The sequence below is a fragment of the Bellilinea sp. genome, from assembly GCF_053501535.1.
Genome location: NZ_JBRCOK010000095.1, coordinates 1 through 25,078, shown reverse-complemented (window position 1 = coordinate 25,078; position 25,078 = coordinate 1). Strand labels below are relative to the sequence as shown.

Sequence of the window (25,078 nt, the reverse complement as noted above, 5' to 3'; positions counted from 1 at the left end):
TTTGATTGTAAGGCAAAATGATATCCCTTTCATTCTGTACAATCAGTGATCAATAAAGGCGGCCTTCATGCGTTCTTCGTACCTGACCGAAAAAGAATTAATCAATGATCAACCACGTGAGAGGTCTTTAACCAGAAGTCGTTCTCGTGGTTGGGAATGGATTCTATTCGGCGCCATATTATTGATCAGTGATGGGTTGAATATCGCATTGGCTTTGAGATTCGCTTATTTAATCAGGTTTGAATTAACCCTCCCCATTTTTGATCCACAAGCACTTACATCCATTGATTATTATGAAGGCTTGATTTTGTTGATTATTCCCACCTGGTTGTTGATATTTCTTTTCAGGGGTTTGTATAAACGGAATAACTTGTTAGGTGGGGTACAGGAATATCACCTGCTTTTTGAAGCCAACACTCTTGCAATGATCATCATCATTGCTGTTGGCTTTTTTGAACCCCGTTTTATTTTTGCTCGTGGTTGGATTTTGATTGCCTGGTTTTCCGCGTTCTTTTTCACTGCATTGGGGCGATTTCTTTTGCGAAGAGTAGCGTACTTTTTGAGAACGTACGGTTACTTTTTGTCCAAAGCAGTTATCGTTGGTTACAACCAGGAATCCGCCGAAATGGCGCAACAACTGAGTGATGTTCGTTATTCAGGTTTGAATCTTATCGGGTTTATTGCCAGCTCAGAAAACAAAATTGAGCTAGACAAAAAAATCAAAGTAGTAGGCGATCTCAACCAATTGGGTGATCTCATCGAACGGCATCATATTGACGAAGTAATCCTTACCAGCAGCGCATTGAGCCGGGAAGATCTGCTGGATGTTTTTGAAAAGTATGGGACTTCGGATAAGGTCAAATTGCGAATTTCTTCAGGTCTTTATGAAATCATCACCACCGGTTTAAGTGTGCGTGAGTTCGCATGGGTTCCACTGGTTGAGGTAAACAAAGTCAGGTTGACCGGCAGTGAGGTAGTTCTTAAAACTGCACTGGATTACGGACTATCAATACCAATTCTCCTTTTGATTTCACCCATACTTCTTTTGATCTCCATTGCTATCAAACTCGACTCACCTGGCCCGGTGATTCATCGTAGAAGAGTGCTCGGGGTCAATGGAAAAGAATTTGATGCTTTCAAATTTCGCACCATGGTGGTTGACGGTGATGCTGTGTTGGATCGCTATCCCGAAAAAAAAGTGGAGCTGGCCAAATATCACAAAATCAAAGATGATCCCCGTATTACCAGAGTTGGTCGCTTTTTGAGAAAAACCAGTCTGGATGAGCTTCCACAGCTATTCAATGTTCTCCGCAATGAAATGTCTCTGGTCGGACCGAGAATGATCACGGCACCAGAATTAGCCGAATACAAGAAATGGGGCATCAACCTGCTGACTGTAAAGCCGGGAATTACCGGAAAATGGCAGGTTTCAGGCCGTTCAGACGTCAGTTACCAGGAACGAGTACGCTATGACATGTATTACATCCGTAACTGGAATATCTGGATGGATATCCAGTTAATCATCCAAACTATCCCTGCCGTACTTAGTAAGCGCGGCGCATATTAGAAAGGTGAACAATCATGAAAATCTTGGTAACAGGCGGGGCTGGTTTTATTGGGTCAAATGTGGTTGACCTTTTACTCCACCACGGACATGATGTTGTCATCGTGGACAATCTAGTAACCGGTAGATACAGTAATCTGAATCCGGCTGCCACATTTTATCAACTGGATATCCGCAGTTCAAATCTCTCGCAAATATTCGAAAAAGAACGCCCTGAAGTTGTCAATCATCACGCAGCTCAAATGGATGTTCGACGGTCAGTTGCAGATCCCCTTTATGATGCGGATGTAAATGTAAAGGGTTCTTTAAATGTTTTGGAATGCGCTCGAAAGTATGAAGTCAGGCAGTTTATTTATGCCTCTTCGGGGGGGACGGTATATGGTGAACCGCAATATCTTCCATGTGATGAAAGCCATCCCATTCAACCTGTTTGCCAGTACGGCGGAACAAAATACATGACCGAATTGTACCTGTATATGTACCGAGTCATGTACGGAATGGATTACGTGGTTTTCCGCTATCCCAATGTATATGGCCCGCGCCAGGATCCAAAAGGTGAAGCCGGCGTTGTGGCGATTTTTACCGGTCAGATGTCACGTGATGAAACGGTAACCATTCACGGGGATGGGTTGCAGGAAAGAGATTTTGTATATGTAGATGACGTGGCTGAAGCAAATCGAATTGCTCTTTCATTGCCTTCTGGAGGCTATGTCTACAATTTGGGAACCGGCCAGCCTACTAATGTTGTTCAAATCTTTGATGCTCTTAAAGAAATTACCTCTTATTCAAAAAATGCCCTGTTCAGCCCCGCCAGGTTGGGCGAAACCCGCAGAATTTATCTGAACAGCACTAAATTTCAAACGGAAACAGGTTGGAAACCCAAGACTTCCTTAATGGAAGGTTTGAAGAAAACGGTTGAATTTTTCAGACAAACGGAGATAGTTAATTGATCATTGTTCAGACCCCGTTAAGAATCAGTTTCTTTGGAGGGGGGACAGATTTTCCTTCTTACTTTATGGAAGAAGGCGGTTGTGTTTTGTCATCGGCTATTGACAAATACATTTTTGTAACCATCAAGCGACGATTTGATGATTTTATTCGAATCGGTTACACCCGGACTGAAATTGTAGAGAGTATCAACGAAATTCAGCATGAACTCATTCGTGAAGCATTGAGAAAAGTTGGCATAACCAAAGGAGTTGAGATTACGACCATGGGAGATATCCCATCCGGTTCAGGATTGGGCTCTTCGAGTACGGTAACAGTTGGAGCCCTTCATGCCATGTATGCATATCTCAATTGTTCAATTAATGCTGAACAACTGGCCAGAGAGGCCTGCGAAATTGAAATTGATATTTTAAAAAAGCCAATTGGGGTGCAGGATCAGTACATAGCCGCTTACGGTGGGTTGCGCTTTTTTGAATTTTCAAACAGCGGTGAGGTTTGCAATCATCTACTGGCGCTTGACGAGGTTTTGATGACTCGTTTGAATGAGAATTTACTGCTTTACTTTACCGGTACAACCAGACAGGCTGCAAGCATTCTTTTGGAACAGAAAGACAATATTCGTGCGAAAAAAGCGACCCTACGACAATTGAAAGAATTGGCATACGTTGCCAGAGAGGAACTTCAAAAGGGAAACATTGATGTGATTGGCACTTTGCTTCATGAAAGCTGGCAGTACAAAAAACAATTGGCCAGCAAAATCAGCAACGGCCACATTGAAGAAATTTACGAAACCGCTCGAAAAGCAGGTGCCTTGGGTGGCAAGGTAACTGGTGCAGGTGGAGGCGGCTTTTTGCTTCTCTACTGTCCATATGAAAAGCGAGATCTGGTTCGTAGTTCTTTGAACGGTTTACGTGAGGTGCCAATCCGCCTGGAACCGGATGGTTCAAAAACGATTTTCAATTACCGCCGTTGAGAACCATTAACACAAATTTATTCGAAGGAGGTCAAAATGATCGAGTACATTCGGGAATACATGACAGATCTAAATCAAACAATTCAGAAACTCCCTGCTGAAAAAATTGATCAGTTGGTGCATATCCTTCATAATGCCCGCTTGAACGGCCGGCAGATATTTATCATGGGAAATGGCGGCAGCGCTTCCACCGCCTCTCACTTTGTTTGCGACCTGGCAAAGAATACAGCTTTTCCTGATATGCCAGGTTTTAAGGTGATAGGACTATCCGATAATATGTCAATTTTCTCGGCCCTGGCGAATGATCATGGTTATGAAAACGTATTTGTGGATCAATTAAGGAACTTCGTGCAGGCAAGCGACGTGGTAATTGCTATTTCAACCAGCGGAAATTCCGAGAATGTGATCCATGCGGTTGAACTTGCCAATCAGGTGGGTGCAATTACGGTGGGGTTAACTGGTTATAACGGTGGCAAACTTGCCAAGCTGGTCAATTTAGAAATTCGCGTTCCATCCAAGAATGTCCAACATATTGAAGATTTGCATCTTTCTATTGAGCATGTGGTTTGTTATTCATTGTTAAGAATGGCAGAGATTAGCGTGTCACAATTTTCCGAGCCACTTGATATACCTTTAGGCGAACCTAAATCGCTGGCCGAGACATTATTCGATAATGCCATTCATGGGAAAGAAGATGGTGAGAGCTCCGATGCGAAAAAAGCATCTTCACTTGTTCAGGAACAAAGCCTGGGTTACATGCTGCAAATTGCATTATGTAGCACTGGAGCCAGCAGCGGCACATTGATTTTGCTGGATCAAAAGGGCAATGTAATTGCCGGGGCAACCGTCCGGGAAGGACAGGTATCCAACCCGCCCATGGAACAGCTGGCTGAGATCAGTCAGCATGGTTTAGCCGGCTGGGTGATTAAAAATCGGAAACCGGCTCTGGTCAGCAATACCGCGAAAGATGAACGATGGCTGCGAAGACCCTGGGATGGCGATCCCACAAAGAGCCGCTCAGCGGTTTCAGTTCCTATCTCCATCAATGACCGAATTTTGGGTTCAATTACTCTTGTTCATCCACAAGGGGAAGAATTTTCCAACGAAGATTTGGAATATGTTTCCAAAATGGCTACTTCGTTAACCCCTTCCATTTTAGCAGCAGCACATTTAATCGAGAAATAAGCGTAATTTTAGGCCGAATAAAAAAAACCTGCCGCATGTGTGTGGGGCAACATACACTTCGGTGAGGGGTAATAGAAAAACAACGATTACGATCCAATGTCGTAATGGCGGAGCATGCCTTTTTGCATAATCAAAATAAAACCAACTCAACCTCTTTAAAGAAAAATTCACTTGGACTGTACCTCAGCCGTCAGGCATCCAATCCATTCAGATATGCTTTAGAGCAGTTCCTGTACCTGACCGTAGGATGGATTCCGACCATTTTCGGAATCGGGATCCGGGCAATTTTGTATCGGCTGATTATGCGGATGGATGGGCTGGCTGCCATTGAAAATGGAGTACGCCTGCGTTTTGCAGATCATATCCGTCTTGGCCGTGGGGTTTATGTCGATCAAGGCGCTTATCTTCATGCCTGTCCAAATGGGATCGAGATTGGAGAGGATTCCATTATTATGCATGGCGCAATCCTGCATGTCTATAATTTTCGTGGCATACCTCATGGGGGTATAAAAATTGGAAAGAACTGCCTGATTGGTGAATATAGTGTCATTCGGGGGCAAGGCGGTGTCATCATTGGAGATAGGGTTTACACCTCTCCTTTTACTCAATTGTTGGCTGTCAATCATGTTTTCAACAATCCGGGTGTACCCTTCGTGGATCAAGGAATTACAGCAGAAGGAATAACCATCGAAGATGATGTTTGGTTAGGCGCGGGTGCCATTATTACCGATGGGGTGCGTGTGGCAAAAGGTGCAGTCGTGGCAGCCGGTGCAGTCGTTACAAAGGATGTTCCTGCCCATACGGTTGTTGCTGGTGTGCCCGCTCGTGTTATTCGGACTACCAAAGAAGTTGAATTACCCATAGACAAAAAGGTTTATTTCTGAAAGGATGGTTGAAGTGTGCACCTTATCCGTAGTAATCCCCGCCTACAATGAAGAAAATGGAATTGCTGAAATTATGAATAGAGTATTGTCCATTCGTTCCGCTCTGCAAAATGTTGGGGTAGACGAATTGGAGTTGCTGGTAGTGGATGACGGTTCGAAAGATAAAACCGCCATTATTGCCAGGGAAATTGCCAGAAACGATCAGAATGTAGTCGTTATCACGCATGAGGTCAACAAAGGTTATGGCGGCGCCTTGAAAACTGGTTTCTCTAAGGCAAAAGGTGAACTTATCGGATTTCTGGATGCAGATGGGACATATCCGCCTGAGTACTTCCCATTACTTTGCCAGCAGGCACTGAATGGGGCAGATTTAGTGATTGGATCGAGAATGGCTGGTGAGCAAAGTCAGATGCCGGCTACCCGTCGGGTAGGTAACCTGTTTTTTGCCGGTTTACTCACCATGTTGGGATGGCAAAAAATTACCGATTCAGCCAGCGGGATGAGGGTGGTAAAACGGGAAATTTTAAGCCAGATTTACCCCTTGCCGAATGGATTGAATCTAACCCCAGTTATGAGCACGCGAGCTGTTCATGAAGGTATCCGCATGTGCGAAGTGCCAATTCCTTACAGTGAAAGAATTGGACGTTCAAAACTGAGTGTAGTCCGGGATGGATTACTTTTCTTGCAGTCAATGGTATGGACTGTGATGGCCTATAACCCGGTTCGCGTCCTGGGACTTATGGGATTGGCCGGAATATTGCTTGCTTTCCTGGTGGTTTTTGGATTGATTACTGCCCGAATTTCTGGTGTCACAACCATCGGCCCATGGGGTGTAGCGGCTTTATTTGCCGGGATGGTATCGGGTGTGACAGGGGTAGCTCTCTTTGCTTTAGGCGCAACTTCTAACTATCTGGTTTCGCTTTTTTACAAGAAGAATATTCGACAGGGATTATTTGGAAAACCAATCTTCAAAAAACCGTTGGAAAGCCGCTTTGGAGTATTGGGCAGCATCATCCTGTTTTCGGGATTGATCCTCAGCATCGTCAGTTTAAGTTTGGGCATTTCCGGTTGGGAAATTGAAAGGCTTTGGCTGTACTTGCTGGGGAGTGCAATGATGATCCTCACCGGTGTTCAGCTGATCCTTTACTGGTCATTGATGCGAGTCCTGGAAGACCTGAGTCAGCGCGAGTTGCTGATCAAAAAAGACTTAAATGGCTGATTATCTGTGTTAACAATCTTTATGAGTAAAGAGAGGTCAAAATGAACGAGAAACCGCAAATGGAATTGAAGTATAAAAATTTGGGGGCACATCGAGTTGCCCCATTGAAGATGGCGAAATTTCCGAATGCTGATGAAATTGTGCGTAATGGTTTGTTAAATCAACCTCGCGGCAAAGATGCAGTGGATGTATTGCTGGTCAATCCCCCAACCCCGGATGGCGGCTTATGGATTCGTACCCAGCATCGGGTTGGAAGAAGAACACGGGAAAACATGGTCTGGCCGCAGGTCTCGCTGGCACAAATGGCTGCTTTATTGGTACCGACCTACAAAGTTCAAATTATTGATGCCAATGCAGAGCGAATGGGCTGGAAAGAGTTTGCCGATTTGATTTCCAAATATCAGCCCAAATACTACCTTTCTCAATTGACAGCGCCAACGCTGGAAAATGATATGTACGGCGTATTCCTTGCCAAAGCCAGAGGTGCAACAACCATGGTTTTTGGAACTCACATTACCCCAATTCCCGTGGAAACAATGCGCCCCTACCCTGCCCTGGATATTGGTTTGGTGGGTGAACCCGATTTGACATTGAGGGACCTGATCGATCATCTGGAAGGAAAAATTGATGAACGACCACCCCTCATTCAAAAACTTATAAATGAACATGATCCCGATTACCGCCCGGCTCTCAATGAGGATGGAACGGTAAATATGCACGAGATCAAAGGAATCGTATGGCGTGAAGCGGGTCAAATTATTCTGAATAAGAATCGCCCCTTTATCAAAGATCTGGACGATCTCCCCGTACCACTACACGAAATGTTACCCTATAAAAAGTATGTCATGCCTTTGATGAAAGGCCCCTTTACTTTTATTGTGACCAGTCGGGGCTGTACGGCGGGCTGCATTTATTGCATTAAGCACGTGAGTTACCAGTATACAGTGCGGTTGCGCTCCCCCGAAAAAGTACTTGAGGAGTTGTGGGTGCTGAAAAAACTGGGCATCAGTAATGTCAATATGTATGCCGATTTGTTTACTGCAAATCGGGATCAGGTCATCGGCATTTGTAAAGCGATGATTGATGCTAATATCAAAATGAAGTGGACTTGCAATAGTCGGGTTGATTATGTGGATGAGGAAATGCTCAACCTGATGGCTAAAGCAGGCTGTTTCCTGATGACTTGGGGGATTGAATCCGGGAGTGAGCAGGTTTTACGCCATGCTCGAAAAGGTGCTTATCCCGAAACTGCTTTGCGTTCCCTAACGTGGGCAAGGAAAGCCGGAATTAAAAATTGGGGATACTTTATTATCGGCCTGCCTACTGAAACAGAAGAAACCATCCGCCAGACGATAGAGTTTGCCAAAAAGTTGCCCCTGGATATTGCCCTGTTCCATGTGGCTGCTCCCTATCCCGGAACTCCATTCTTCTTTGAGGTTGTTCGCGAAAATTGGTTCCGCTCCGGAACACGTTGGGAGCAGGTGGATATGGATAAAGGCACGGTGCTGGATTACCCGGGGTTACCGGCCGAAAAATTGCTTTACTGGCAAAAACGCGCTTTTCGCGAATGGGCACTCCGCCCCGGCCCCATAATGACTTACTTGAAAATGCTATTCTCCGATTTTTCCACAATGAAGTCAGCAGTTAGTGTTGGTATGCAACATTTCCAATGGCAGACCGGAAAAAGCGAGTCCTGAAAGGTAAAATGAGTAATAAATTATTTGAATTTTGGGTAAAACCCTCATTACATCCATTCGGAGTTTTCTGATGAATCAACCAATTGAACAAAAAATTAAAGATTATATTGCCGAGAACATTCTTTTTACCAATGAAGGTTACCCATATTCTGAAGAAACTTCCTTTTTGGAAAATGGGATTGTTGATTCGATGAATGTGATGGAAATTGTTGCATATGTCGAAGAAACTTTTGGTATCCGGGTGGAAGATCGCGAGATTGTTCCGGCCAATTTCGATTCGGTCAAGAACCTTGCAAATTACCTTCGCACAAAAGGTGTTACTTCTCAATGAGCCAATTTAAGTTGGTTCAGGAATTTCTTGAACAGAGTGCGCAAAGATTTCCTGATAAGATTGCTCTGGTTTGTGGGAATAACCGGCTCACGTATTCCGAAATAGAAAATCACGCAAATCGTTTGGCGAATGGATTACGAATGAAAGGAATTCAACGCGGAGACCGGGTTGCGCTTTTTCTTCAGAATAGTGTTGAACTTGTGATCGGAATTTTTGCCGTTTTGAAATGTGATGCCGTTTTTGTTGTGATCAATGCAACCACAAAAACTGATAAGCTGGTTTATATCCTCAATAACTGCGAAGTTTCAGCTCTGATATTTTCTTCACAACAAAAAAAAATGGTACCAGAGCTGCGAAGATCCTGTCCCAGTATCAGGTTCTTAATCCTTGCTGGAGAAAAAAATTCATCTGAGGAGATCGAATCTGAATGTTTTACCTGGAAAGAAATTCTTGATTCATCCACTGCAAATCAACTACCCGCAAAAAATATTGATTTAGATTTAGCCTGTCTCATTTACACATCCGGCAGCACCGGTGAGCCAAAAGGCGTAATGTCGGATCATAGCAATATCATCTTTGCAGTCAATTCGATAACTTCCTATATTGGCAATTCTGAAGATGATATTGTGATCAATGTATTGCCTTTATCATTTGATTACGGGCTTTATCAGCTTTTCATGGTGTTTTCTTTTGGGGGCCGGCTAATCCTTGAAAAAGGGTTTAGTTATCCTGCACAGATTCTTTCGATTATTGAAAAAGAAAAAGTCACCGGTTTTCCTGGTGTTCCCACCATTTTTTCCATGTTGGTCAACATGGATTTATCATCTTATAACCTGTCTAGCCTTCGCTATATGACCAATACCGCGGCTGCACTTCCGCCGGCGCATATTTTGAAAATCAGAGAGACATTCCCCGGGGTAAGATTATTTTCCATGTACGGGTTAACTGAAACAAAAAGAACGCTATACCTTCCACCTTCTCAACTGGATGTTCGCCCTGACTCGGTTGGAATAGCAATACCCGGCACGGAGGTATGGATTGAGGATGAGAACGGGAATCGTCTTGGAGCGGGTCAAGTTGGCGAACTGGTAGTGCGAGGCAGACACGTCATGCGGGGTTATTGGGGGGATGAGGAACTGAGTGCACAACGTTTTCGCCCCGGAAGAATCCCTGGAGAAAGACTGTGCTATACCGGCGATTTGTTCAGAATGGATGAGGAAGGTTATTTCTACTTTGTTGCCCGAAAAGATGACATCATCAAAAGTCGCGGGGAAAAAGTGTCACCAAAAGAAGTTGAAAACGTCCTTTATAAAATTGAGGGTGTTCAGGAAGTGGCCGTTATCGGTGTGAAAGATGCTCTGCTTGGTCAGGCAATTAAGGCATTTATTGTAAAAAACAGTTCGGAGCTTACGGAAACAGAAGTGCTTCGATTTTGTCGAAATCATCTTGAAGATTTCATGATCCCCAAATACATTCAATTTGTGGACGAACTCCCCAAAACTTCATCCGGGAAAATTAAGAAAACCGATCTGCGATAATCAACAATGTGCGGAATTAGTGGAATCTACAATTTTACAGCAAATAATCTCATCTCTCTGGACGTATTGAGGGCAATGATCCTGGCATTGCACCATCGCGGGCCGGATGAATTTGGAATCTACCGTGATGATCAGGTTGGTCTTGCCAGTGCGAGATTGAGTATTATTGACCTGGCAGGCGGTTCTCAACCGATCTCTAACGAAGATGGTACGATCTGGATCGTATTCAACGGGGAAATTTTTAATTACGTTGAACTGAGACCACTCCTGGAGAAAAAAGGGCATCAATTTACAACAAAGACCGATACCGAAGTAATTCTTCATCTATACGAAGAATATGGAACGGATTGTCTGAATCGTCTGAATGGTCAATTTGCAATTGGCATTTGGGATAGTAATACGAAAACCCTTTTGCTGGCACGGGATAGGCTCGGAATACGACCTTTATTCTATTCACAGCACCATCAATCTCTCTTGTTTGCTTCCGAGATCAAATCCTTCCTTGCGGTTCCTGGGTTCAATCTGGAGTATGATCTGCAAGCCTTGAGACAGGCATTCACATATTGGGCACCCCAACCACCTCGTACCCCCTTTGAAAATGTGAAGCAAATTCCGCCTGGTCATTATCTCTTATATCGTCAAAATCGTTTGATTATCGAACCGTATTGGCAATTATCCTTTGAAGAAGAAATCCATCAGGGTAAAAATAGTGGAAGTTCAAGATCTGAAAAAGAGATTTTGGAGCAATTTTCTGCCTTATTGATTGATGCCACCCAGATCAGACTTCGTGCAGATGTTCCGGTAGGAGCTTATTTGAGTGGGGGCCTGGATTCTTCAACTATTGCTGCAATCATCCGTAAATATACCGAAACACTCTTAGATAGTTTTTCAATTGCCTTTAGCACAAAAGAGTTCAATGAGAGTGATTTTCAACAGGAAATGGCTCGTTACCTGGGTACACGCCATCAGGTCATTCACTGTACACCAGATGACATCGGCCGGGTTTTTCCTGAGGTGATTTGGCATACCGAAAGCCCAATTTTACGCACCTCTCCCGCCCCAATGTTTCTTTTATCCAAACTTGTTCAGGAGAATGGGTACAAAGTTGTTTTGACCGGAGAGGGAGCAGACGAGATCCTCGCGGGTTATGACATTTTCAAAGAGATGAAGATTCGCAGATTTGTGGCAAAAGATCCCGCATCGCCGCTCCGACCACTTCTTTTTAAAAAGTTATATTCGGATATTCCACGATTAAGAGAATCCTCTGAGTTTGTAATGGCATTTTTCCAACGAAGGTTGATGGAAACCAATTCACCTTTCTATTCGCACTTTATCCGTTGGGAAAACACAGCACGAACGTTAAAGTTTTTCAAAAATTCATTCAAAGATGGTGTGGACTATGAAGAATTATTGATCCCGGCAGACTTTACACGCTGGTCAAAATTGGCTCAAGCCCAATATCTGGAGATGGTAACTTTCCTATCACCTTACCTGTTGTCTTCCCAGGGTGATCGTCCGGCAATGGCTCACTCGGTCGAAGGACGTTTCCCTTTTTTGGATTATCGTCTAGTGGAGTTTTGTAATCAATTGCCAGATAATTTCAAGTTAAGAGGATTGAACGAAAAATACCTCTTGCGAAAGTTTGCCAGTGCACTTCTCCCTGAGGAGATATGGAAACGCAAGAAGCGTCCATACCGGGCGCCAATTAAAGCCTCGTTCTTTAGCAACCCTCAACCAGAGTACCTGAATGACCTCTTAAGTGAAAAAAGCATTATTAAAAGTGGCATATTCAATCCGCTTGCCGTAAAGAAACTGGTAATGAAAGCTTCCAATGAAGCGCAACTTAGCGAAATTGAGGAGATGGCAATTGTTGGAATAATCTCGACTCAAATATTGGATGATCAATTTATTCAAAAAAATCACCCTTTGATTCAAACGACATATGCCCCGATAAAAGTAATTGATAAAATGGTAATTTAATGTGCTTTCTCTGAGGAAAAATGACCATATTGAAGCAACCCGTTTTTTCGAAAAACATACTCCAAATAGATGCCCCGCAAGAAACTGAGAGAATTGCTAATTGGATTAAGACTTCGGTTCTCAACGACCTACATCGCCGTGGCGTTGTAGTAGGTATCAGTGGAGGAATTGATTCATCCGTTGTGGCGGCTTTGTGTGTGCGAGCTTTAGGCAATCAAAAAGTGCTTGGCATACTTCTGCCAGAGTCGGAATCCAGTCCGGAAAGCAAGCAATTGGCTCTTGAATTGGCAAAAACATTAGGAATAGAAACCCTTACTGAGGATATTTCCGACGCATTGAGGGGTGCGGGATGCTACCAAAGAAGGGATGAGGCGATTCGCCGAATCGTTCCTCAATTTGGTGGGGCGTGGAAATCCAAGATCACACTTCCCGGTAGTTTGTTGGATGAACAAACGCTAAATGTATTTTACTTGACGGTTGTTTCCCCTGATGGAGAAGAAATTACAAAGCGAATCCCCACCGCGGAATTCTTGCAGATTATGGCTGCTTCAAATTTTAAACAACGGACTCGAATGGCTATGCTTTACTATCATGCTGAAAGAAAAAATTATGCCGTTGCAGGCACTGCCAATAAAAACGAGCATGATCTTGGCTTTTTTGTAAAATACGGAGATGGTGGCGTGGACTTAAGTCCAATATTGCATTTATTCAAAAGTCAGGTATATCAACTGGCCAAATATCTTGAAATTCCTTCAGAAATTCAGCAAAGACCTCCCACTTCGGATACTTATAGTGCCGGCAGTACACAGGAAGAATTTTTCTTCCGCCTCCCCTTTGAAGTGCTAGACCTGATCTGGTTTGGGATTGAAAAGGGATATTCACCAGCAGAAATTGCTGCACAGCTCGAATTGAGCGAAGAGCAAGTTAATCGTATCGCACTGGACATTCAACAAAAGAAGAGGACAACCGAATATCTGAGACGCCCACCCTTACAACTTACCCCATCATTCTAATCCAATTCAGGGTGAGAGCTGTGTGCACACTACCGGCGCTTTTCAACGAGCACATCTTGCCCTGAAATTTTTAAATCCAAAGGACTTTATAAAAATGACGAAGACAAAAACTCAAACCGAATTAATATCACCGTTTGGCGGTAAATTAATCAATTTACTGGCACAGGGAGAAGAAAGATTAGCCCTTATTGAAGAGTCCAAGCACTTACCTTCCGTTCAAATTTCTGCTCGCTCGGTATGTGATCTTGAGTTGCTCGCAACAGGCGCTTTTTCCCCCTTGGACCGATTTATGGGAAAAGAGGATTATGAAAGGGTGCTTACTGAAATGCGCCTGAAAAACGGAACTTTGTTTCCAATCCCGGTGACCTTACCAATTGATGAAAAAGAACTACCTTCTTTTGCTGATCGGATCAATTTGTGTGATTCACGAAATAACACCCTGGCAGTGATGGAAATTGAAGAGGTGTTTCATTGGGATGCTCAACGGGAAGCCCGTCTTGTCTTGGGAACAACTGATCCACGTCACCCACTGATTTCCGAGATGCTCCACTGGGGTAAAGTCTATATTTCTGGCAATATGAAAGTAATCAATTTACCTGCCAATTATGATTTTTCTGAATTACGACTTTCTCCTCTTGAAGTTAGAGAAAAACTCTCTAAGATGGGGTATGAAAAGGTTGTTGCTTTTCAGACCCGCAACCCAATGCACCGTATTCATGAGGAATTAACCAAACGCGCTGCCGAAGAGGTCAATGGCAGTTTGCTCATTCATCCCGTCGTGGGAATGACCAAGCCGGGAGATGTTGATCATTACACGCGGGTGCGAGTGTATCGCACTTTGGTTAATAAATACTACGATCCGAATCGAACCTTGCTGAGTTTGTTGCCTTTGGCAATGCGTATGGCTGGTCCGCGAGAAGCTTTATGGCATGCCATCATCCGCCGGAATTACGGGGCAACCCACTTTATTATTGGTAGAGACCATGCTGGTCCTGGCAAAGATAGCTATGGGAATCCCTTCTATGGACCTTACGAAGCTCAAACACTGCTTGCTCAATATTCAGAGGAAATTGGTGTTGCACCGGTTGAATTCAAGGAATTGGTTTATCTTGCTGACGAGGAGCGTTACGAAGAAATCAGTAAAGTTCCCGAGGGTGCACGTGTTTTCAACATTTCTGGAACTCAAATAAGGGAAGATTTTCTTGAGAAGGGTATCATGCTGCCCGAATGGTTTACCCGCCCGGAAACTGCTCAGATTCTTCAACAGGTTTATCCTCCACGTCACCAGCAGGGTTTTTGCATCTGGTTCACGGGTTTAAGTGGGTCAGGAAAGTCCACTACTGCCGAGATTTTGACAACATTATTGTTGGAGCGGGGACGTCAGATAACTTTATTGGATGGTGATGTGGTGCGTACCCATTTGTCAAAAGGGCTCGGTTTCTCCAGAGAAGACCGCGATACGAATATCTTAAGGATAGGTTTTGTTGCCAGTGAACTTGTTCGCCATAATGGGGTTGCTATTTGTGCTGCAATTAGCCCATATCGGGCTGCACGCAATGAGGTTCGCAAGATGGTCGGAAGCGATAAGTTTATTGAAGTGTTTGTAAATACACCGATTGACCTGTGTGAAAGCCGAGATGTTAAGGGCTTGTACGCCAAAGCTCGCCGCGGTCAGTTGACGGGGTTCACAGGTGTTGATGATCCTTACGAGGAACCAATCAGCCCAGAAATCACATTGGAAACGGTTAACTCCTCACCTCTTGAAAATGCCCATAGGATTATTCAATTTTTAGAGGAGCGTGGATTTTTGGAAAAAGAACCACAGTCTTCGAATAATGGGCATAAGTAAAGGATAATTTTTTGTGAGTCGTCATTTCCCTGCGCTGCGTGGTATTGCAATTCTTCTGGTAATCATCAATCATTCCGTCACATTAGGATTGCAATTTGCCAGAAATCAAGAAATTACTGTTCCCCCATGGCAAAAGTTTATTTTGATTTCGATAAAGGAATTAGGGATATTCGCTGTTCCTTTATTTCTTTTCCTGGCAGCAAGTTATTTTGTTTATGCAGCGCAGGGAAAAAACCTCAAGTCAATGTTTCGGCTAATCCCAAACAACTTGATGTATATCGCCCTGCCCTACTTGATTTGGTCTTTGTTATATTACCTTTTAGAGTATGTGTTATTTAATAAGCAACAAACAATGATTGGCTATGCGAAATCCTTGATTGTGGGCTACCCAAACAATTTTGTGCCATTGCTTTTCTTCTTTACCCTGCTTGCACCTTTTCTGATCTGGATTTCACGAAAAGCAGCGTGGTTGGTCTTTCTTCTTTTTTTGTCTTATCAATCTTTTCTCGTAGTACTCTTACGACCAGACATATTCGGGGAAGTTATCCCGAATTGGGCAAATGTCTTTGCCTTACCAATTATCCGATTGCCGATTGCATTATGGGGCATTTTTTATCCGTTGGGTATTATTTACGGTTTAAATTCGGAAGCTTTTAAAAAACAAATCGGCAAGTCACCGACTTTTGTTTTTGTAATCACTTTGTTGATGTTGGGTTTGGCAATTTCAACACAATTGGGTTTTACCAATCTTCCAATAATCGAAATCATCACCCCATTATTTGGATTGTTGGGATTGCTGGTTATCAATAGAGACCAGATCCCCTTCGCTCGTTTTTTTGAGCGGTTAGGAAAACGATCTTATGGTTTATATCTGATAAATTTGATGATTATCAATATCCTTTACTTCCTGTTAATTGCAATCGGCTTTAAACAAATTCTGTCATTTCAAATACTGATCGTAATCGTGGTTGGTGCTATTACGCTGTTTCTCCCCTTGCTCTTCATGGAAGGCGTCGAGAAAAAAGCAGGAAGATTATCTTATCGAGTACTTTTTGGGTAAGCAGATTATTCAAGGTTGCTTTATGCCTATTACCCATACTCTTAAGGAAAATTTGATGCTTAAAAATATACTGATATTTTTAATGATGATATGCCTTGCCCTTTTGCCAAGAGATGCTTTAGCACAGGACGAAAACATCTGGTCAAACCCGATTAATGTGTCAGTTTCGGGTTCATCTAGCTCTCCATCATTTGTCATCGACTCCAAAGGGAATACCCACATCTTCTGGTTGGATGAATTCGACGATTTAATGTACGCTCGATTCGATGGCACCAGTTGGTCAACGCCTCAACCCGTCAATTCCCCAAGCGAAGTATTTGTTCCCAAACTATATCTTGGGGCCAATAATCAGATTCATGCTTTTTGGGTTGACGACGAGGGAAATTTATACTATCGGTGGAGTAATAGTGATAACCTCGGCAATTCGGGAGTATGGAGCGCTCCTGTACTTATCTCGGATGGTGTAGCAGCCTTTGACGCCGTCACAGATACTGACGGGGTTGTTCATTTGGCTTATGCCCTGACAATTGAAAGCGAAAACAGACCTGCTGGTGTTTATTATCGAAAGACAAACTTAAACGCCAGCACGTGGCAACAACCGGTTAGAATTTATACCTCTCGTTATTTCCGTTCATTAAATAGTGATACGGCAAACGTACAGATTAGCGCAACTGGCAACGAAGGCGCAAACCAGGTTTTTCTTGCGTGGGAGAATCGCCCCCTAAAAGCACTCTTCTTTGCCCGTTCCTTGAATGGAGGTAATGATTGGGAGCCGCCTATAGAAATTGTCAGTCAGTTGACCCGTCCCAGTCCAACCACCCCTTATAATGTTCAAATCGCGAACCTTTCCGATCAAGTTCTGCTGGTGTATCAGGATGGACAACCTGGTTTGAGCTGTTCTCAATCATTTCAATACTCCGAAGACGGCGGGGCTAACTGGAGTGAACCAAGACGAATACTTGAAGAAGTTCCGGGATGTGCCACAACATCCGAATTGCTTAATTATCAAAATCAATATTTACTTTTGATGACCGGTAATCGCGACCAGATTCTACTCACCGCATGGAATGGTCTTCGCTGGAGCGAATCAAGGCAACAGTCGGAAATGATTCAAACATATGATGCTGACAGCCGCACTTTTCTGACATTAACCAATCAACAAATCTCAATTGACAGTGATGGTTTGCTGAATCTGGTGGCATCTGATTTGGAGCGAAAAGACATTTGGTGGAAAGAGAGAAAGATGAATGATATCGGTGATTGGTTCCAGGAGGGTTCATTGTGGAAACCAATTGAAACAATTAATAACAGCGATATTCGTTTCACTTCAATTACAGCCACTACCGATACAGCCGGCTGGGTGCATGTTTTCTGGAATCTCGCCGGTGATGAAGAATTAGGATTGCCGCAAAACACCATTTATTATTCTCGCTGGGAGAACCAGCGAGTGTGGTCTAATCGAATAGCTATTCAACGAGCCTTCAACAGTTATTTAGATCAATTATCTGCCAGCATTGATCCGGCTACCAATAAATTGCTTTTGGTTTGGAAGGATGGCTTGGAAGGGGAAATTTATTTTTCTGCTGTACCTGCCAACCAGGCAGTAATCGCTTCTTCATGGACGCCACCCATAAAAATTTCATCTCCTTCACAGGTCGGCGACTCTCCAAGCATACTGGTCGATCCCAACGGAGTAATTGTGGTTGTTTATGCTGTACCAATTAATGAAGGCCGAGGCATATACCTCACAACATCCAAAGACGGAGGGGTAACCTGGAGTGAACCAGTAAAAGTTTTGGATGGGGCAACCTTGAAAATTGAAATGATGAACGATCCGCAACTGAGCATCGGCAGCGATCTTCAGTACCATCTCCTTTGGAAACGGTATAAGTTTAATGCGAGCCGATCGCAACCAGTCGAGTTGTATTATAGTCGCTCCACAGATCAGGGCCGCACCTGGGTAGAGATCAGTCAGCTCAGTAATCTGCCGGTTTTCTGGAGCCGGATTCTGGTGAGTGCCAATGGAACGATTCACCGGTTTTGGCAAGAGTCAAATAACGGTCAGGTTGAAGTATGGCATGAATACTCTTTCAATAATGGCCAATCATGGGAAAGGATTAAACCATTTTCGCTTTTTGGTGAAAAAATTGGGGCACCTGCTGTAATAGAGGATTCCTCGGGACGCGTTCATTTACTTCAGATTATAAAACCGGCCGAAAATCTTTACACCCTGCAACACCTGATTTGGGAAACTAATTGGATGAACCAACAGGCCAAAGACATTACCATCGACTCAATTTCTGCTCTTGGCTCACCTAATGCCTTAGTAACCGAGAATGGGTATCTGGGTGTGATTATTCCAGTGGAAATTTTCAACTCTGCGGTTAATCAGCCTGAATATCGCCTCATTTTCACCGGTCAAACGCTGGATGATTTACCGTTGATTGAAACTCCGGATTCTTCACCCCCAACTTCTAATGATTTTCCTTCAATTCCAAGCGAACCAGCAAGCCCAACGGAACAAAATGCCCCACCCATGATTGAACCGACAAAGCCAATCAATGTCACGCCAACCGCAAGTCTAAGTCCAACCATTGGTATCTTGATTGGGATGTTCTTTTCTATCCTGGTTATTGCAGGGGTGCTGGTATTTCGATTCTTAAACAAATTAAATACTTAATTGTTGAATTTCCTTTGCAATTTTTTCCAACAAGATCAAAAAAACGTGAAAAGCAAACTTTCCATTTTTTTGCCGTTATGTTTATTGCTCATAATCTGGTTTGGGATCCCTTCCTCTCACACCGGGGCTCAGGCCGTTGACATCAATTGGCAGCGGCCAGTCAATATTTCAAATTCTCCCGCAACATCCACAGATCCATTTTTACTGGCCGATCCTGCTGGAATTGCCCACTTATTCTGGGCTGAAAAGACAGGCCCCACACCCGGAAACGCAGCAGATACCATCATGTATTCTGCGTGGAATGGAAATATTTGGACCCAACCAATTGATTTATATATTTCGCCTTTGAGTGATGGTAATCCTATTGCCATTTTTCCTCGCGGTGTGATTGATGAAACTGGAACCATTCATCTGATTTGGATGACTTTGCCAAACTTTCCTCATTACGCACTTTATTATCGTCAAGCCTCTTCGTGGAAAGCAACCAATAATAACGCCTGGTCGCAACCCCTCCAACTGGCCAGAAATCTTACCGGACAACAATATTCTGCGGATATTGCCTACAACGCTGAACAGGGTTTGCATATAGTTTATGCGCGGGGAACTGGCGGATTGGAAGGACGGGCAATCACATACTTGAACTCGATGGATAAAGGAGCGACATGGTCCGATACGCGCGATCTTTATAATTTTACCGACCCGGATAGGGGCGGAAGCAATATTCGAATTTTGCTTGATGCGCCAAACCGTATTTATATTTCCTGGACCGAGTGGGACCTTTCAGGAAACGGTCAGGCTATATACTTCACCTATTCGGAAGATAACGGTGAAACATGGGCAGAACCATTTCCGTTGACCGTTCGGCTTCAAAATGATTATGAACGAGACTGGAATAACATGGCCCTTCTTGGCACCGGTCAGTTAATTACTATTTGGGAAGGGGGATTCCGAGCCTATCGCGGAGCAATGTATTCCTATGATAGTGGAAAGACATGGACAAAACCCTTTGATGTATTTCCTTCGCTGATCGGTGATAATGGGGCAGTGCAATTTGCCTTTGACAGTAATGGACGGCTACATGCCTTTTTGGCTAATCGCGTTCGTGAAGGTTATGATATTTATGGAGAAAGATTGGGGTTATGGCATAGCGTTTATCTGGGGGAGGAACGGTGGAGCCCCCCCACCATTGCCTCAGTTTATGGCGGTGATGAAAACATGACCAATCCAGCTGTTACCATAATCAATGGGAATACCATTGTTGCTGCATGGTATGGCAGCCAGATTTATGAGATCATGGTAATGACAGGAACAATTTTGGATGCCCCTCCCCTGTCTCCGACCCCGTGGCCAACAACGACACTTATTCCAACAGAAATACCAATACTCGCAAGCACTCAATCACCAACTTTGCTTTTCAACCCCACTTCTACCCAAACCGACACCTTCAGCAACACAAGGCCGCCATCCAACCCGGCTTCTCCAATTTATTTGGGGATAATCTTCCCGATTGCCGTTATTATTTCCGTAGTGATATTTCGCAATCGAATACTTCACAGAAAGATTTGAGGTTGTAATGTCTCAAATTTCAAGGGTAACAACCGAACACAACCGCAATCCAATGGAAACAATTCAAACCGACAAATCCTGGACGGTAATCCAACCATCCAAAGGATGGGCAAGTCTTGGTCTGATTGATGTTTGGGAATACAGAGAACTACTTGTGTTTCTGATCTGGCGCGAGATTCAAGGCGCATACCGTCAAACTGCACTTGGTCTTTCCTGGCTGTTTGTAAGACCATTATTAAATATGCTTTTATTAACCTTTGTATTTGGTTATATAGTGGGCATCCCTTCGGACGAAATCCCATACCCCCTCTTCGCACTTTCAGCCTTACTTCCATGGGGCTACTTTTCCAACGCTGTGATTAGGGCATCTCGAAGCCTGGTTGATAATTTACAAGTAATTTCAAAAGTTTATTTTCCTCGAATGGTAATTCCTATTGCGGGAGCTGTTTCAGGTTTGGTTGATTTTGCTGCCGCTTTCTTAATCATAGGAGTTGCACTCATAATTTACCGAATACCTCTTAGAATTGAGATGTTGTGGACACCTTTTCTGGTAATTGTTGCAGGTGCCTATGCTTTAGCGGTTGGTTTATGGCTAGCGACCTTATCAGTGCGTTACCGAGATGTTTCCTTTGCTGTAAATTTCCTTATCCAAGCTTTAATGTATCTTTCACCGGTTATTTACCCAGTCAGTCAGGTGCCTGAACCGCTGCGCTTAATTTATTTACTGAATCCAATGACCAGTGTCATACAAGGTTTTCGATGGGCATTGTTTGGTAGTGGAGATCCACCAAGCTGGATTTTCTGGGGTGCTGTTGGGTTAGTATTCCTTGCATTGGTTAGTGGTGCATATATCTTTCGTCGAACTGAAAGAAATGTGGTGGATATTTTATGAGCGATATTGTAATTCAAGCAGAAAATATTTCCAAAATATATCGTATTGGTAAATCTCAAATTCAAAAAACAGGTAAAAGAAGCCCTTTTCGGCTTTTTACCTCTCCCTTCCGCTATCTGGTTGATTCTATTCGCAATCCAACTGAAGATGAAGTCATATGGGCGTTACGTGATGTATCCTTCAAGATTCGCCAAGGAGAAGTAATTGGAATTATTGGTAAAAATGGGGCTGGTAAAAGCACTTTATTAAAAATTCTTTCCCGCATAACCGAACCATCTTCTGGAAGAGCATTAATTCACGGTCGGGTCGGTTCCCTTCTGGAAGTGGGCACAGGATTTCATCCCGAATTGACCGGCAGGGAAAATATATACCTCAGTGGAGCAGTGCTTGGAATGAAGCGTGCTGAGATTGACAAAAAATTCAAGGAAATTGTCCAATTTGCCGAAGTTGAAAAATTCCTTGATACTCCAGTAAAGCGCTACTCAAGTGGTATGTATGTCCGACTTGCATTTTCTGTGGCAGCCCACTTGGAACCAGAAATATTATTGGTGGATGAGGTGCTTGCAGTTGGAGATGCCGCCTTTCAGAAAAAGTGTTTGGGAAAAATGGGTGATGTTGCCAGCCAAGGACGAACTGTTTTGTTTGTTTCCCACAACATGATTGCTGTTCAAAACCTCTGCGAGCGAGTTTTTTGGATTAATAGTGGTAAGTTAGAAAAAGAAGGTCCAACCAGCGAAGTAGTTTCCAGTTATTTCTCATCCACTTATAATTCACAGACCCTAAAACAATGGCCCGATATTAAAACTGCGCCAGGAAATGATTCAGTCAAAATTTCAAAGATGCAAATTCGACCGGGGAAAAATCAAAATTCTGATCTCATCTCAATGGACGTTCCACTTGAAGTAGAAATTGACTATTGGAATTTGGTGCCAGATGCTAATATTCACATCTGTTTACACCTGTATAACGAACAACAAATTGTTGTTTTTTCCACCGCTTCCATTGATAATGAAAAGTCAGCCATTAATAGAAAAATGGCACCGGGATTATACAGAAGCATTTGTCATATCCCGGCAAATTTTCTGAATGAAGGATTTCACCGGATTTCACTTCTTGTTTTACGTAACACCAGCAAAATTATCTACAAAGACGATAGCGCTCTTGTGTTTGAAGTTTTAGACCTGGGATCACGGCCGGGAAGCTGGTATGGTAAAGAACCGGGTATAGTTAGGCCATTTCTATCTTGGAATAATATGTTACTGGACCAGGGTTTCCCTTTTGACAAATAATTCAATCCACAAGATTGAACGAAACACAATATGACCAAGCAAACCAGGCAATGACGTCAAATTATTCGAAATCGCAAAATTCTCCAAAGGTAAGTATCATCATGAGTGTTTACAATGGGGAAAAATACCTTGAGGACGCGATTACAAGTATCCTTAATCAAACTTATGAGGATTACGAGTTTATTATTGTGGATGATGGTTCGAATGATACGACATGGAATATTCTCAAAAAATATCAGGATTTGGATAACAGAATAATTGCCTTCCGATTTCCAGTTAATTATGGGACCAGTCAAGCTCTTAACGCCGCATTGAAAATTGCCAGAGGAGAAATTATTGCCCGACAAGACGCTGACGACGTATCTATACCACAAAGACTTGAAAAGCAAATTTCTTATTTAGAAGAACATTCAGAAATTGGTTTGCTAGGTTGCAGAGTTTTAATGGTTGATGAATACGGCAACGGGCTCAGAGAAGCCTATACTCTTGTGGAAAACGATGAAATACAAACAACTCTTTTAGATCACATGTGTATCTGCGGGCCAACATTTGTAATTAATCGTAGGTATTTTGAACAAGCTGGATATTTTTTTACTGAAGATATGAGCTACTCAGAAGATTACGATCTCTGTTTACGGATGGGTGAGATAACAAATTTATATAATCTCGATGAGGTGCTTTATCACTATCGCCAACATCCTCAATCAGTCAGTTACACCAAACGCTATCAACAATTAAGAAATAAAACCATTGCCCTTGAACGCGCAGGCATCAGGCGCTTTGGTTCACACAATATGTCTTCAGAATTTCTTTACACAGTATCAAGGGATTACTTAAGAACCGCCATACTTGGCTTTTATAACGAAGATTTTAATGAAGCACAAAAATTTCTCAAGCGTAGTCAAAGCCTGTTCCCGTCAATAATCGAGGATCAACGCTTGGTTGAGGAAATTGTTCGTAATTACACCCCAAAAAATTCTATTGAGTCAGCAATCAAATTCACGGAAGAACTTTTTTCCAAACTTCTTCCAACTAATTCAAAATTAAGAAAATTGAAAAACACAATGATAGCGCGTCTTCACATGGAACATGTTTTCATTGGAGTTGAAACAAATAACTACTTCCTGATCAAAAGGAATATATGGAAAGGGATTCAATACGATCCAACTTGGTTGCTTAATCGCGGCGTATTGGTTACTGTATTAAAACAAATCTCGAACAAAGTTTTCAAAAATTAAGAATTGTAAAATGCAGATAACCAAGAATTCATCATCATTTCTTAATAACAACAAAATCATACATCCTCTTTTCCTTGTAATACTGATACTTACAATCGGTGGAACTATACTTTATACAACTCGCTGGGGAATAGGCACATCACCAGATTCCGCGACTTATATCGGCGTGGCAAACAACTTGCTCTCTGGAAAAGGACTGACAGTTCCCTTTGGAATTTCTCCCGGTCAAAGCTTAACCTTTTACCCCCCTCTTTATCCTCTCTTTCTGGCGGGAAGTGGGATGTTTGGCGGAACAATTCCTCAAACCAGCCGATGGCTGCATGTATTTTTGTTGGCAGGCAACTTGACAATCTTTTGGTTGATTCTGCGTCGCTTTTTAACTGAGGCACGCTCGTTAGGTTTATTCCTTTTATTTCCTCTCGCCTTCAGCAACGCCTTTCTTACCATTCACCTTATGGCCTGGTCTGAAGCATTATTCCTTTTGACGGGTTTTGGTGGTTTATTGCTGATCTCCCACGGGGTTGCTCACTCGAAAAACGGCTTGATCCTTGTTGGTAGCACTGTATTAGGTTTTTCCGCGCTTACACGCTACAGTGGGTTAGCCTTCATTGCTTCTGCTGTTATTGCAGTTTTTATTTTGACACCAGGAAATTTTTCGGTTCGACTAAAGGAAAGTCTACGGGTTGCTTTGCCGGGGTTGTCTGTTTTTTGCGTATGGATCATTCGTAATTTGAGGATCAGCGGCAACATTGCCAACCGCGGTTTGGAATTCCATCCAATAACTCGCGCTCATTTTCAACAAGGATTGGATACGATAGCAGGCTGGTTCTTGATACCAGTTAGTTTGCCGGGACTTGTGAAGACTGGAATCATTAGCGCAATTATCATAACTTGTTTGTTGATTCTTCGAACACGGCAAAGCATCATCAGAAAAGAAGGACAATGGCTCAAGGGGCTTTTATCTACCTTTGCGTTGGTTTACCCTCTTTTCCTCATTGCCTCCATTTCATTTGTTGATGCCAACACCCCATTAGATGACAGAATTCTATCCCCCTTGCTCGTGGCAATCTGGCTTCTGATAGCCGCTTCAATTATCCAAATAACACCCATATCAAAAACCCAAAAAATTTTTTATACAATTTTTGTATTATTGTTGGCAGGCGCCTTTTCTG

19 protein-coding genes are annotated in these 25,078 nt (G+C 43.1%); all 19 read left to right on the top strand.

Going from position 1 to position 25,078, the window contains the following annotated elements; genetic code table 11:
• Positions 1-67: 67 nt before the first annotated feature.
• Positions 68-1,567, top strand: a complete 1,500-nt coding sequence (locus ACWIZX_RS09540; RefSeq protein WP_448335592.1) for a sugar transferase — start codon at positions 68-70, stop codon at positions 1,565-1,567.
• Between the two features lie 14 nt (positions 1,568-1,581).
• The gene (locus ACWIZX_RS09535; RefSeq protein WP_322791800.1) at positions 1,582-2,514 is read left to right on the top strand and encodes an NAD-dependent epimerase/dehydratase family protein; all 933 of its coding nucleotides are present in this window, start codon (positions 1,582-1,584) and stop codon (positions 2,512-2,514) included.
• Complete coding sequence (locus ACWIZX_RS09530) at positions 2,511-3,485, top strand: GHMP family kinase ATP-binding protein (RefSeq protein ID WP_448335591.1); 975 nt, start codon at positions 2,511-2,513, stop codon at positions 3,483-3,485. Before ACWIZX_RS09535 ends, ACWIZX_RS09530 begins: the two co-directional genes overlap by 4 nt.
• A 36-nt stretch (positions 3,486-3,521) precedes the next feature.
• Positions 3,522-4,670, top strand: coding sequence for an SIS domain-containing protein (locus ACWIZX_RS09525; RefSeq protein ID WP_322791798.1), 1,149 nt, complete (start codon positions 3,522-3,524; stop codon positions 4,668-4,670).
• A 104-nt stretch (positions 4,671-4,774) separates the two neighbouring features.
• A complete protein-coding gene (locus tag ACWIZX_RS09520; RefSeq protein WP_448335590.1) occupies positions 4,775-5,554 on the top strand; it encodes an acyltransferase in 780 nt (259 codons plus the stop codon).
• Between the two features lie 13 nt (positions 5,555-5,567).
• Positions 5,568-6,773, top strand: a complete 1,206-nt coding sequence (locus ACWIZX_RS09515) for a glycosyltransferase family 2 protein (protein WP_448335589.1) — start codon at positions 5,568-5,570, stop codon at positions 6,771-6,773.
• 41 nt (positions 6,774-6,814) lie between these two features.
• Positions 6,815-8,470 (top strand): B12-binding domain-containing radical SAM protein, encoded by a 1,656-nt coding sequence (locus ACWIZX_RS09510; protein ID WP_322791795.1) that lies wholly within the window; start codon positions 6,815-6,817, stop codon positions 8,468-8,470.
• Positions 8,471-8,540: 70 nt separating this feature from the next.
• A complete protein-coding gene (locus ACWIZX_RS09505) occupies positions 8,541-8,801 on the top strand; it encodes an acyl carrier protein (RefSeq protein ID WP_322791794.1) in 261 nt (86 codons plus the stop codon).
• The gene (locus tag ACWIZX_RS09500) at positions 8,798-10,339 is read left to right on the top strand and encodes a class I adenylate-forming enzyme family protein (RefSeq protein WP_448335588.1); all 1,542 of its coding nucleotides are present in this window, start codon (positions 8,798-8,800) and stop codon (positions 10,337-10,339) included. Before ACWIZX_RS09505 ends, ACWIZX_RS09500 begins: the two co-directional genes overlap by 4 nt.
• Before the next feature lie 6 nt (positions 10,340-10,345).
• The gene (gene asnB / locus ACWIZX_RS09495; protein ID WP_448335587.1) at positions 10,346-12,319 is read left to right on the top strand and encodes an asparagine synthase (glutamine-hydrolyzing); all 1,974 of its coding nucleotides are present in this window, start codon (positions 10,346-10,348) and stop codon (positions 12,317-12,319) included.
• A 20-nt stretch (positions 12,320-12,339) separates the two neighbouring features.
• Entirely contained in the window at positions 12,340-13,332 is a 993-nt protein-coding gene (nadE, locus tag ACWIZX_RS09490; protein WP_322791791.1) for an NAD(+) synthase, read from the top strand.
• Between the two features lie 94 nt (positions 13,333-13,426).
• Entirely contained in the window at positions 13,427-15,181 is a 1,755-nt protein-coding gene (locus ACWIZX_RS09485) for a bifunctional sulfate adenylyltransferase/adenylylsulfate kinase (RefSeq protein ID WP_448335603.1), read from the top strand.
• A gap of 13 nt (positions 15,182-15,194) precedes the next feature.
• Positions 15,195-16,241: an acyltransferase family protein gene (locus ACWIZX_RS09480; protein WP_448335586.1), complete on the top strand. Its 1,047-nt coding sequence runs from the start codon at positions 15,195-15,197 to the stop codon at positions 16,239-16,241.
• Positions 16,234-18,921 carry a sialidase family protein gene (locus ACWIZX_RS09475; protein WP_322791788.1) on the top strand — a complete coding sequence of 896 codons (2,688 nt, stop codon included), beginning with the start codon at positions 16,234-16,236 and terminating at the stop codon, positions 18,919-18,921. Before ACWIZX_RS09480 ends, ACWIZX_RS09475 begins: the two co-directional genes overlap by 8 nt.
• Complete coding sequence (locus tag ACWIZX_RS09470) at positions 18,922-20,487, top strand: sialidase family protein (protein ID WP_448335585.1); 1,566 nt, start codon at positions 18,922-18,924, stop codon at positions 20,485-20,487. It abuts the gene before it with no gap.
• A gap of 7 nt (positions 20,488-20,494) precedes the next feature.
• Positions 20,495-21,379 carry an ABC transporter permease gene (locus ACWIZX_RS09465; protein ID WP_448335584.1) on the top strand — a complete coding sequence of 295 codons (885 nt, stop codon included), beginning with the start codon at positions 20,495-20,497 and terminating at the stop codon, positions 21,377-21,379.
• On the top strand, positions 21,376-22,668 hold the full coding sequence (locus ACWIZX_RS09460; protein ID WP_448335583.1) for an ABC transporter ATP-binding protein: 1,293 nt from the start codon (positions 21,376-21,378) through the stop codon (positions 22,666-22,668). The genes ACWIZX_RS09465 and ACWIZX_RS09460 overlap by 4 nt, the downstream gene beginning before the upstream one ends.
• A gap of 50 nt (positions 22,669-22,718) precedes the next feature.
• Positions 22,719-23,906, top strand: coding sequence for a glycosyltransferase family 2 protein (locus ACWIZX_RS09455; RefSeq protein ID WP_448335602.1), 1,188 nt, complete (start codon positions 22,719-22,721; stop codon positions 23,904-23,906).
• A 10-nt stretch (positions 23,907-23,916) separates the two neighbouring features.
• Positions 23,917-25,078 (top strand): hypothetical protein (locus ACWIZX_RS09450; RefSeq protein ID WP_448335582.1); only part of this gene is annotated, 1,162 nt, incomplete at its 3' end.